The 11,145-nt window shown below is 64.5% G+C and carries 7 protein-coding genes; 3 read left to right on the top strand and 4 right to left on the bottom strand.

The window, feature by feature from the left end; all coding sequences use genetic code 11:
- Nucleotides 1-46: 46 nt before the first annotated feature.
- A complete protein-coding gene (locus tag ACVWY3_RS21905) occupies nt 47-724 on the bottom strand; it encodes a GntR family transcriptional regulator (RefSeq protein ID WP_456840338.1) in 678 nt (225 codons plus the stop codon).
- A gap of 149 nt (nt 725-873) precedes the next feature.
- On the opposite strand from ACVWY3_RS21905, the gene tcuA reads away from it, so the two are divergent.
- Both tcuA and tcuB read left to right on the top strand, forming a co-directional pair.
- Complete coding sequence (tcuA, locus tag ACVWY3_RS21900; protein WP_456840337.1) at nt 874-2,265, top strand: FAD-dependent tricarballylate dehydrogenase TcuA; 1,392 nt, start codon at nt 874-876, stop codon at nt 2,263-2,265.
- Entirely contained in the window at nt 2,252-3,358 is a 1,107-nt protein-coding gene (gene tcuB, locus ACVWY3_RS21895; protein WP_456840336.1) for a tricarballylate utilization 4Fe-4S protein TcuB, read from the top strand. The genes tcuA and tcuB overlap by 14 nt, the downstream gene beginning before the upstream one ends.
- Nucleotides 3,359-3,515: 157 nt before the next feature.
- On the opposite strand, the gene ACVWY3_RS21890 is transcribed toward tcuB, so the two are convergent.
- Complete coding sequence (locus ACVWY3_RS21890) at nt 3,516-6,920, bottom strand: acyl-[ACP]--phospholipid O-acyltransferase (RefSeq protein WP_456840335.1); 3,405 nt, start codon at nt 6,918-6,920, stop codon at nt 3,516-3,518.
- 665 nt (nt 6,921-7,585) lie between these two features.
- Here ACVWY3_RS21890 and ACVWY3_RS21885 point away from each other — a divergent pair.
- A complete protein-coding gene (locus ACVWY3_RS21885) occupies nt 7,586-8,206 on the top strand; it encodes a TetR/AcrR family transcriptional regulator (protein ID WP_456843423.1) in 621 nt (206 codons plus the stop codon).
- Nucleotides 8,207-8,221: 15 nt separating this feature from the next.
- Here the strand turns inward: ACVWY3_RS21885 and ACVWY3_RS21880 are convergent, their stop codons facing one another.
- Together ACVWY3_RS21880 and pncB are read right to left on the bottom strand one after the other, a co-directional pair.
- Nucleotides 8,222-9,529 carry a GGDEF domain-containing protein gene (locus ACVWY3_RS21880; RefSeq protein WP_456840334.1) on the bottom strand — a complete coding sequence of 436 codons (1,308 nt, stop codon included), beginning with the start codon at nt 9,527-9,529 and terminating at the stop codon, nt 8,222-8,224.
- Nucleotides 9,530-9,765: 236 nt separating this feature from the next.
- Nucleotides 9,766-11,070 carry a nicotinate phosphoribosyltransferase gene (pncB, locus tag ACVWY3_RS21875; RefSeq protein WP_456840333.1) on the bottom strand — a complete coding sequence of 435 codons (1,305 nt, stop codon included), beginning with the start codon at nt 11,068-11,070 and terminating at the stop codon, nt 9,766-9,768.
- Nucleotides 11,071-11,145: the final 75 nt, after the last annotated feature.

Genomic DNA, 11,145 nt, shown 5'->3' with positions numbered 1-11,145 from the left:
TGATCTTTCGGAAAAGCGCTGCGCACTTTTCCGGATCATGCTTTAGCTACTGTTTCTGCAACAATTTCAGCCGGCAGCGCAGCGCCTCGCGGATGTGCGCGCGCGCGAGCTGCTCGGCCTTGTCGCCGTCGCGCGCCGCGATGGCATCGATGATCGCCTGGTGCTCGCCGTGACTGGTTGAGGGCCGGCCCGATACGGTGAAGGTGGTCGGGCCAAGCAGAGCGATCCAGTCCTGTAATTCGCGGGAGGCGTTGTCGAGATAGCGGTTGCGCGCGGCACGGCAGATCGCTTCGTGGAAGGCACGGTTGAGCTTCGCCATCTCGGCGGCGTCGGTGGTCTCGACAAAAGCCTGCTCGATATCCCTGAGTGCGTCGACCTCGGGAGGCGAGGCATGCGCAGCGGCAAGGCGCGCGGCGGCGCCTTCCATGATCTCGCGCATGGCATAGAGCTCCAGCACCTCGGAAATGTCGAGGTTGCGCACGATCAGCCCGCGGCCGCCGGCGGGCTCGACGAAGCCGCGTGCGGCAAGCCGGCCTAATGCTTCGCGCACCGGCGTGCGGCTGACCTTGAGCCGCTGGGCGACCTCTTCCTCGCGCAGACGGTCGCCGGCGCGGTAGCTGCCGGCCTGAAGCGCCTGGCAGAGCGAGCGGAACACGGCCTCGCCCAGCGCGACGCCGGCGCCGCGCGCGATCGATCCGCCTGTCTTTGCCGGGCGTCTGGCCATGGTCCCTCACCTGCATCCTGCCCATGCAGAGATGCCGCTTGCTGCCTTTTGTATATCTTTGTATACGAAAGTGCGCAATGGCGGACGGCATTGACCGGCCGCCGCCGGCGGGCAGAATGTCTCCAACTTCGTCGCATCGGGCGGACCGCATGGGCAGCAAATACGACGTGCTGGTGATCGGCGGCGGCAACGCGGCGCTGTGCGCGGCGATCTCGGCGCGCCGCGGCGGCGCCTCGGTGCTGGTGCTCGAAGGCGCGCCGAAATTCTATCGCGGCGGCAACACACGCCACACCCGCAACATGCGCTGCGCCCACGACACCGCCACCGAGATCCTGACCGGACCCTATACCGAGGAGGAATTCTGGGAGGACCTGCTGCGCGTCACCGGCGGGCAGACCGACGAGGCGCTTGCCCGCCACATGATCCGGGAGTCCAAAGATATCCTGAACTGGATCGTGGAGCAGGGCGTGCGCTGGCAACCCTCGCTCGGCGGCACGCTGAGCCTCGGCCGCACCAACTCTTTCTTCCTCGGCGGCGGCCGCGCGATGCTGAACGCGCTGTATCTGACCGCCGAGCAGCTCGGCGTCGAGGTCGAATACGACGCCGAAGTCACCGACCTCGCGATCGAGGATGGCATGTTCCTCGCAGCGCGTCTCAAGCGGCCGGTCAAGGGCGAAACCGAGATCCGCGCGACGGCGCTGGTCGCCGCGGCCGGCGGGTTTGAAGCCAATATCGAATGGCTGAAGCAATATTGGGGCGAGGCCGCCGACAATTTCCTGATCCGCGGCACGCCCTATAACCGCGGCTCGATCCTGAAGATGCTGCTCGACAAGGGCGTGCAGGAAGTCGGCGATCCCACCCAGTGCCATGCCGTCGCGATCGACGCCCGCGCGCCGAAATTCGACGGCGGCATCATCACGCGCCATGACTCCGTCGTGTTCGGCATCGTCGTCAACAAACACGCGCAACGCTTCTATGACGAGGGCGAGGACATCTGGCCGAAGCGCTACGCGATCTGGGGCCGGCTGGTCGCGGCTCAGCCCGACCAGATCGCCTACATCATTTTCGACTCGACCGTCGTCACCAGCTTCATGCCGACGCTGTTCCCGCCGATCGCCGGACAGACCGTGGCCGAGCTTGCCGGCAAGCTCGAGCTCGATCCAGCCGCGCTGGAAAAGACTATCGCCGAGTTCAACGCCGCGGTGCGGCCCGGCACGTTCGATCACACCATCCTGGATGATTGCCGCGCCGAAGGTATCACGCCGCAAAAGACGCACTGGGCCCGCAAGATCGAGACGCCGCCTTATCTCGCCTATCCGGTGCGGCCGGGCATCACCTTCACCTATCTCGGCACGCGCGTGAACAAGGAGGCGCGGATGCTGATGACTGACGGCAAGCCGTCGGGCAACATGTTCGCTGCCGGCGAGATCATGGCCGGCAACGTGCTCGGCAAGGGTTATGCCGCCGGCATGGGCATGACCATCGGCAGCGTGTTCGGGCGTATCGCAGGACGGGAAGCGGCGAAACATGCACGGAACTAGGACCCTCGACGAAGCCGACCGTCTGATGACAGTCTGCAATTCCTGCCGCTACTGCGAGGGGCTTTGCGCGGTGTTTCCGGCCATGGAGATGCGCCGCGCTTTCTCGGACGGTGACCTCAACTATCTCGCCAATCTCTGCCATGCCTGCGGCGCTTGCTACGTCGACTGCCAGTTCTCGCCGCCACACGAATTCAACGTGAATGTTCCGAAGACGCTCGCGATCGCTCGCGCCGAATCCTATGCCGCCTATGCCTGGCCAAAGGCGCTGTCCGGCGCCTTCGCGCGCAACGGATTGGTCATCAGTGTCATCGCCGCGCTCAGCATGGCGGCCTTCGTTTTCGGTTTCGCGGCACTGAACGACCGCGGCGTGCTTTTCGGTGTGCAAACCGGCCCCGGCGCGTTCTACCAACTGATGCCGCACAATGCGATGGCCGCGCTGTTCAGCGCTGCGTTTCTCTTCGCGATTCTGGCGCTGGTCATGAGCGTTCGCGCATTCTGGCGCGACATCGGCTCGCCCATCGGCGGCCATGCCGACACGGGCTCCATCTTCCAGGCGATCCGCGACCTCGGCGAGCTACGCTATCTCCATGGCGGCGGTGTCGGTTGCTACAACGAGGACGACAAGCCGACCGACCGGCGCAAGCTTTTTCATCATTTGACGTTCTACGGCTTGCTGCTGTGTTTCGTTGCAACATCGGTGGCCACGCTCTATCATTATCTGCTCGGCCGCGAGGCGCCGTATCCATGGTGGGACCTGCCGGTTGTGCTGGGCACTCTTGGCGGCATCGGCCTCATCGTCGGTCCGATCGGCCTGTTCATGGCCAAGACGCGCCATGATCCTGATCTGCTCGACGAGAACAGCTATGGCATGGATGTCGGATTCATCACCATGCTGTTCCTGACCGGGTTCACCGGCATGCTGCTTCTGATCCTGCGCGAAACTGCAGCCATGGGGCCGCTGCTCGCGCTGCATCTCGGCGCGGTGTTTGCCCTGTTCATCACCTTGCCCTATGGCAAGTTCGTGCACGGCATCTATCGCTTTGTGGCGCTGGTGCGTTACGCGCAGGAGCGGCGCAGCGAAGCCGGCTCTTGAGCGGCGTGCGGCGCCGGCGTATCTCTTGAGCCGGCGGCATGGGATTTCAGTTCAGCAGGCGCTTCGGCGAGCGTCCGTCGCACTGTGGGATGATGTTCGTGCGAGCAAATGAGGGGAGCGTCGCACCGGGCATGTGCCGGTGCGACGGTCCTGAGCCTTACGCCACCTCGCGCTCCGGCGCGGACGCCTGCTCGCGGGCCATCGTGGTTGCGGTGACATAGTCGGTCTTGCCGGTGCCGAGCAGCGGCACCTTGTCGACCACCATGATCGTCGCGGGAACGGTCAGTTCGGAGGCGCCGATCGTCTTGGCCCGGGCCTGCATCGCGCTGCGCTCGGCGTTCTTTTCCGTCGTCAGCAAGACGATACGCTCGCCCTTGCGCTGGTCGGGAATCGATACGGCGACCGATGCGGCTTGCGGCCACAGCGTCGCCGCGATGCTCTCGACCGCCGAGAGCGAGACCATTTCGCCCGCGATCTTGGCAAAGCGCTTGGCGCGTCCCCTGATGGTGATGAAGCCGGCGGAGTCGATCGACACGATGTCGCCGGTGTCGTGCCAGCCTTCGGCGAGCCTTTCGAGCACGCCGGGATTTTCGGCGCGCAGGTAGCCCAGCATCACGTTCGGTCCGCGCACCGAAAGGCGTCCGCCTTCCTCGATGCCAGGGACGGGATCGAGCCTGCTTTCCATCAGCGGCGACAGACGGCCGACCGTGCCGGGGCGGTTGGCCATCGGCGTGTTCATTGCCAGCACCGGTGCGGTCTCGGTGACGCCATAGCCTTCGAGGATGCGGATGCCGTAGCGCTCCATGAACACCTGCCGCGTGCGGTCCTTGACTGCTTCGGCGCCGGCGATCACGAGGCGCAGCGTGCGGAAATCGTAGGCGTGCGCCGAGCGCGCATAGCCGGTGAGGAACGTATCAGTGCCGAACAGGATGGTGGCGCCGGTCTGGTAGATCAGCTCGGGCACGATGCGGTAATGCAGCGGGGAGGGGTACATGTAGATCGGAATGCCTGCGAGCAGCGGCATCATCATTCCGCCGGTCAGTCCGAATGAATGGAACACCGGCAGCACGTTGAACACCTTGTCATTGGCGTTGGCATCGACCCGCGCCAGCGCCTGCGCCGCGTTGGCGAGGATGTTGCGGTGGGACAGCACCACGCCCTTGGGCGTGCCTTCCGAGCCCGACGTGAACAGCACGACGGCCGGATCGTTCGCCTGGCGGGCGACACGTGGCGCGGTGCCGCCGAGTAAGCCCCTGATCTTGTCGGCTGTGCCGATCGAGGCGCGGACGTCCTCGAGATAGACCACGCGCGCTTCCGCGGAGATCGCCGCCATCAGCTTGTCGAGCTTGCCCTTCTCGATGAAGGCTTTTGACGTCAGCACCGTCTTGACCTGGGCGGCCTTCATCGCGGCGAGAACGTTGACCGGCCCGGCGGAGAAGTTGAGCATTGCGGGGACGCGGCCGATGCTTTGCAGCGCCATGAACACGACGGCAACTCCCGCCGAATTCGGCAGCAGCACGCCGACATTCTCGCCGGCCGTGGTGCCGACCTCGAGCTTGCGGCTCAACACCTGCGCGCCGAGGATCAGCTTGCGATAGGTCAGTTTGGTGCCGAGCGCGTCCTCGATGATGACCTCGCCGGTGTCGCGGTCGCGATAGGCGTGGCCGAGCGCTTCGAACAGCGTTTGGTCGAGCATGGCGTTCTTGACCAAGGCGTCGATCATCACGTCCTGGAGCGCGGCGCCCGCGGCGTTGCGGCGCGCCTTGCCCTTCAGCGCCTCGTCGACCGGGAGCTTGACCGGCGGCAGGATCGTGACCGTCACCCGCGGGAACCACGAGCGTTTGATCTGGCTGGAGTTGAGGTAGCTGAGATGCGAGCGCTGTGCGCCCTCGATGCGGACCGGAACGACCACGGCGTCGGCCTTGTCGGCGATCATCGCGGTGCCGTCATAGACCTTCATCAGCGAACCGGAGACGGTGATGCGTCCTTCCGGGAAGATCACCACCGGTTCGCCGGCGGCGACCAGCTTGATCAGGTCACGTGCGGCGAGCGGCTTGGTGGGGTCCATGGTGTAGTGCTTGACGACGCGCAGGAAGGGCTTCGCCCACCAGGCCTTGGAGATGCCGGTGTCGACCGCGAAACTCGCGTCGATCGGCAGCACGGCGTGCAGCAGCGGGCCGTCGATCAGGCTGACATGGTTCGGCGCGATCAGCATGCGCGTGCCGGGGGGCGGCAGGTTCTCGAGCCCGCGAACCTCGGTGCGGAACAGCGCGCGGAACAGGAGCCCGCCGAAATCGCGCACGCCTTCCTTGCCCCACTTCGTCAACACGAACCACACCGCGCCGAAGCTCGCGACGCCGAGGCCAAAGAATATCCAGCCGACATGCAGCCCGCCTGCCTGGAGAAGCGCGACGAACAGCGAGCCGACCACCATGAAGGCAGCCTGCAGCACGTTGCCGGCAGCGATGATGCGGGCGCGCTCGTTCGGTGCCGACCAGGCCTGGACGGCGGCGAAGGAGGGAACGACGAACAGGCCGCCGCCGAACGCGAAGGCGACGAAATCGGCGAGCATGCGAAGGCCGGCGAATGAGGTCGCGAAGCTGGCTGCGGTGATGTCCTGACCCTTGGTGGTCACGGCGATGGCCCAAGCGAGATCGAGGCCGGCGCAGCCCATGATGATGGCGCCGATCGGCACCAGCGCGAGGTTGGGGCGAACGTGGCTCAGGCTGGCTGCGAACAGCGAGCCAATGGCAATACCGATCGCGAAGATCGCAAGGCACAGCGTCACCACGCCCTCGGTGCCACCGACGACCTCCTTGATCAGGGCCGGCAGCAGCGACAGCACGATGGCGCCCACCAGCCAGAACCAGGAGACGATCACCGTGCCGTCCCACAGCCGGTGGTCGGCATGCAGCGTCCTCAGCAGGCTCAGCGTCGAGGTCCAGGGATTTGCGGTGACGGGCAGATCGGGAGCGGAGGGCGTGGTTGCGGGAATGCGGGAGGCGAAGGCCCAGGACAACAGGGCCAGCACAACAACGGCCGATGCGACCCAGCCCATATGCGCCGAGCCCGCCACGAATTGGCCGCCGGCAACAGTGCCGAGCAGGATGGCCATGAAGGTCGCGCCTTCGACCAGCGCATTGCCGGTCGCGAGCTCGCCGAGTTCGAGCTGGTCCGGCAGCATCGAATATTTCACGGGACCGAACAGGGCGGCGATGATGCCGAACAGTGCCAGCGCTGCGAACAGCAGCGGCACCGAGTGCAGGAAGAAGCCGGCGGCGGCAAAGGCGGCGGCGAATATCTCGGCGAATTTGAGCCGCCTTGCGACGACGGATTTGACGTACTTGTCCGCGAGCTGGCCGCCGAGCCCGGACAGGATGAAATAGGGGAAGATGAACACCGCGCCTGCCACCGTCACCAGGGCGTCGCCATGGCCGGTCGCGGCACTGTAAAGCAGGATGATGACGAGTGCGTTCTTGAGCACGTTGTCATTGAGTGCCGAGAAGAACTGCGCCCAGAACAGCGGCGCAAAGCGGCGTGACGACATCAAATCCCTGATCATGACTAGTCCTGTTTTGGCGAGGCAGCCTGAGGTTGTTACGCTGTTGATGAAACGTCACGACCGAAGGATATGGGACGAACGATTGCGGAGTGACGACGGTCACCGCCTGCTCTGTTCCCCCGGTCCTCCGATCCTGTTGGTCTCCAAGTGATCTCGTTAGGTTCGCAAATATCTGGCTGCGGCCGCGCTTCCGGCGGAAGGGCCGCACCCATCGGGATATCGCGCCGCACGATGAGGAAAAGTGAACCGCATCGCCGAGGATTGCGGGAAGGGCTGCGAATGTCGGGACATGGTGAGTGCTTTGTTGCAAGCGGTCCTTGCATTCTAGTCGTTCCGAACGTGCCAGCTCAGGTGAGATGATTGAGGTGGCGGAACGGCGAGAAGCGGCGGAGCAGGCTGAAGCGGCGGCCATCGTGACGGGCGCGGGCACGACTGGCCCGCCACATCCGGAAGGTCGCGCGCCGTTCGGACAGCACGCCGGCAATGTCGCAGGCATTTGCGATGCGATCGATCGGGGTCATCGCGAACTTGAGCAACGCCCGGCCAAAGCCGGTCGCGAGAGCGGCGGCGTCATCGACGAAGGTCGAGGCGATATCAACAGCGAGGGTTTGCATTTTCCAGGTCTCCGGGTTAATTTGAACAATGTTCACGTGAGTAGCTTGAAAATGAACAATGTTCAAGAAGAATCGCTGCGGGACCAGAAAAAAAATCGGCGACGGCTCCAGATCCTGGAGATCGCCCGCGGCATCATTGCGGCTAAAGGGTTGAGATCGTTAAAGGTTCGGGACATCGCGGAGGCCGCCGGCTGCTCGGTCGGCAGCGTCTATAACGAGTTCGGCGATTTCGACGGGGTGATCCTCACCGTCAACCGGGAGACCGTCCAGGCGCTCACACTACGCCTTCGCGGGGTTTCGGCCGAGGATCCGGTTCGCCAACTCTATGGGCTGGCCGAGACCTATCTCGATTTCTTCGCCGAACACGCCAATCTGCTGCGCTCGTTGTTCGAGCACCGGATGGAGGACGACCGTCCTTATCCAGATGACATCCTCCAGATGGTGATGGATGCGTTTGCGCTGATGCATCCGCCTCTGGTGCGGGTGCTACCGGATGCCGACGACGTGAAGATCGCGCTGCTCTCGCGCACGCTGTTCTCGGCGGTCCATGGGATCATCTCGCTGGGCCTCGAGGACCGCATGGTGGCGGTGCCGTCGCAGATGCTGCGCCAGCAGGTCGAGCAGTTCCTGGACACGCATCTCGCCGGCCTCGGGATTCCCTGCCCGCGATGAACGCGACGAGCCGCGTCAGGCGCAGGCAGCCTCGCGCGGCCGCGCCGGAACGACGACGACATCCGGTTTCGCATTGTCGACCTGGATCCGGTTGCGTCCCTTTTCCTTGGCGCGGTAGCAGGCGGCGTCCGCGCGGCGCATGGCGTCTTCGAGCGTGGTGCCGCCTTCGGCGATGCAGGTGACACCGACGCTTGCCGTCACCGCAAAGCAACGATCCTCCCAGGCGAAGCTGAACATTTCGAGCGACCGGCGCAGCCGTTCTGCGATGTCGACGGCGCTCGGAAGCGAGCACCGCGGCAGGATCAGGCCGAATTCGTCGCCGCCGAGCCGGGCCACGAGATCATGCGGCCGCCGGCCCTGCTGCAACAGCTGCGAAACCTGGCCGAGCAGGCTGTCGCCGGCGAGATGGCCGCAGCTGTCGTTGACGCTCTTGAACTGGTCGAGGTCGAGCAGGATCAGTGCCAGCGTGCCCCCTGCGACATTGTCCAGCTCGGCTTGCAGGCGCGCTTCGAAGGCGCGGCGGTTCGAAAGCCCGGTCAGCCAGTCGTGCGAAGCTTGAAAGGCGAGGCGCTCCTTCTCGGCATGCAAGGCGTCCTCGAAGGCCTGTCGCTGCAGCAGCAATCGCCGCGTGTGCCAGACCAGGAGCACGATCAGCATCACCGCGGTAACGATGTTGATGCCGGTCAGCGTCACCTTGATGGCGCGGGAGCCTTCGCCGAGAACGGTGGAGAAGCGGTTGGCATGTACCGTGAATTGAGCGTTGAGGTCCGAGAGCCGCGACGACAGGAATTGCAGGCGGCCCGTGTCCTGAACAGGGCCGTTGTCCAGCTCGGACCGGATCATCTCGCCGAAGACGCTCAGCTCCAGCAGCATGGGGTTGGTGGCAGCCCACTCGCGGATCGCTTCCCGGACGAAGCTGACGCCATTGAAGTAGCGAAACAGCCAGATCAATCCCGGGACGTCATCGGGGTGGTTGCCGCCTTGCAGGAAACCGACGCGGGCGGCTTCGACGTCGACCGGATCGCGCTCAAGCGCCCAGCGCGCGAATTCGTCGCCGATCGGCACGGCGAGCGAGGCCTGATATTGCGCGAACTGGCTGGCCTTGCCCGAATGCAGATAGAGATTGAGGAAATAGACGGCGTTCTTCTGCGAGCGCGACCACAGCGCTTCGCCTGCGACATAGGCGCGGACCGAGGACATCACTTCGAGACTGAATCCCGCGATCCCCGCCTGGAGCACGACGACCATCACGAAAGGCGAGACGAGCTTGATGACGTGAAGGAAGCTGTTTCCCTTCGTCGAAGACGCTGTTCTGCGGAGCACCCTGCATTCCCCAAATCGATCAACGACCCCAGCGGAGCGTTGCGCCTGCAACGCCAAGTAGAGGAGATGGTTGCTTAACTCGATCTGAAAGAGACAGGGGACTGCGTTGCAGGGTGAAGGCGCTGTGAAGCGGATGGGCGCAGATCGCTTCAAATGCCGGAAGATCGCAACTGGCCCTGTTTCGGCGAGCCGATGACTCGCATTCGTCGCCTGCGATTTACCCGATCGAGAGAATACTAGACCAGCACCGGCTTGCGCACACGACCGGCGTCGCCGAACACGCGCAGATAACGCTCGATCTCGGAGGGCATTCCGGTCGCCTTCTCCGGATTGTCGGAGAGCTTGACGGCCGGATGGCCGTCGACCGACGACACTTTGCAGACCAGCGAGATCGGATCGAGACTGAACGAGCCATCCGGCGTGCAGCCGACGAAGTCATTGGTGAGATTGGTGCCCCAGCCGAAGGAGAGCCGCACGCGGCCGGCGAAGTGATGATAGGTCTCCTCGATCGAGCCGACATCCATCGCGTCGGAGAACACCAGCAGCTTGTCCCTGGGATTGCGGCCCTTCTTCTGCCACCAGGCGATGATTTCCTCGCCCGCCTGGATCGGCGGCGCGCTGTCAGGACGGAAGCCGGTCCAGTCGGCGACCCATTCCGGCGCATCGCGCAGGAACGCCTTGGTGCCGAAGGCGTCAGGCAGCGCGATCAGGAGATTGCCGCCATAGGTCTGGCGCCACTGGTCGAGGATGCGATAGGGCGCCCAGCGCAATTCCTCGTCGTCCTTGGCGAGCGCGGCCGCGACCATCGGCAGTTCGTGCGCGTTGGTGCCGATGGCTTCGAGATCGTTGTCCATCGCGAGCAGCACATTGGAGGTGCCGATGAAGGACGAACCCAGGCCTTCCTTCACCGCCTCGACGCACCAGCGCTGCCACAGGAAGCCGTGGCGGCGGCGGGTGCCGAAGTCCGACAGCCGCAAATTCTCCAGCTTGCGCAGCCGCTCGACCTTGGTCCACAGCTTGGCCTTGGCGCGCGCATAGAGCACGTCGAGCTCGAAGCGGCCGCGGCCCTTCATCGCCGAACGCGAGCGCAACTCGTTGAGGATCGCGAGTGTCGGGATTTCCCACATCGTGGTGTGGGTCCAGGGTCCGTGGAAATGCAGCTCGTATTGACCCTCGACCTTGCGCAGCTCGTATTCGGGAAGGCGGAATTCGGCGAGCCAGCGGATGAAATCCGCCGAGAACATGTGGGTCTTGCCGTAGAAGGTGTTACCCGCGAGCCAGATCAGCTCCTTCTTGGTGAAGCGGATGGTGCGGGCATGGTCGAGCTGGGCGCGCAGCTCGCCCTCGTCGATGATCTCGGCGAGGCGCACATGGCGCGAGCGGTTGATGACCGAAAATGTCACCTGCTGATCCGGGTAATCCTCCCGAATCATCTGTAACATCAACAGCTTATAGAAGTCGGTATCGAGCAGGCTGCGGATGATGGGATCCAGCCGCCAGCTGTGATTGTAGGTTCGGCTCGCAATGTCGGTCACTGTCATGACCGAATTCTAGCGTGGCCGCCCGCGCCCAACCAGTGGGTTTGGCGAGGAGCAGGCCCCCCGCCGCACGTTCCG

The organism is Bradyrhizobium sp. USDA 4486 (assembly GCF_054057995.1).
The sequence above is the reverse complement of the archived record's forward strand: the minus strand, read 5'-3'. Positions and strand labels throughout refer to the sequence as shown.

Excerpts from the sequence above, each read along its gene's own strand:
- ACVWY3_RS21905 (WP_456840338.1), bottom strand. The coding sequence starts at position 724 with ATGGCCAGACGCCCGGCAAAGACAGGCGGATCGATCGCGCGCGGCGCC.
- tcuA (WP_456840337.1), top strand. The coding sequence starts at position 874 with ATGGGCAGCAAATACGACGTGCTGGTGATCGGCGGCGGCAACGCGGCG.
- tcuB (WP_456840336.1), top strand. The coding sequence starts at position 2,252 with ATGCACGGAACTAGGACCCTCGACGAAGCCGACCGTCTGATGACAGTC.
- ACVWY3_RS21890 (WP_456840335.1), bottom strand. The coding sequence starts at position 6,920 with ATGATCAGGGATTTGATGTCGTCACGCCGCTTTGCGCCGCTGTTCTGG.
- ACVWY3_RS21885 (WP_456843423.1), top strand. The coding sequence starts at position 7,586 with ATGAACAATGTTCAAGAAGAATCGCTGCGGGACCAGAAAAAAAATCGG.
- pncB (WP_456840333.1), bottom strand. The coding sequence starts at position 11,070 with ATGACAGTGACCGACATTGCGAGCCGAACCTACAATCACAGCTGGCGG.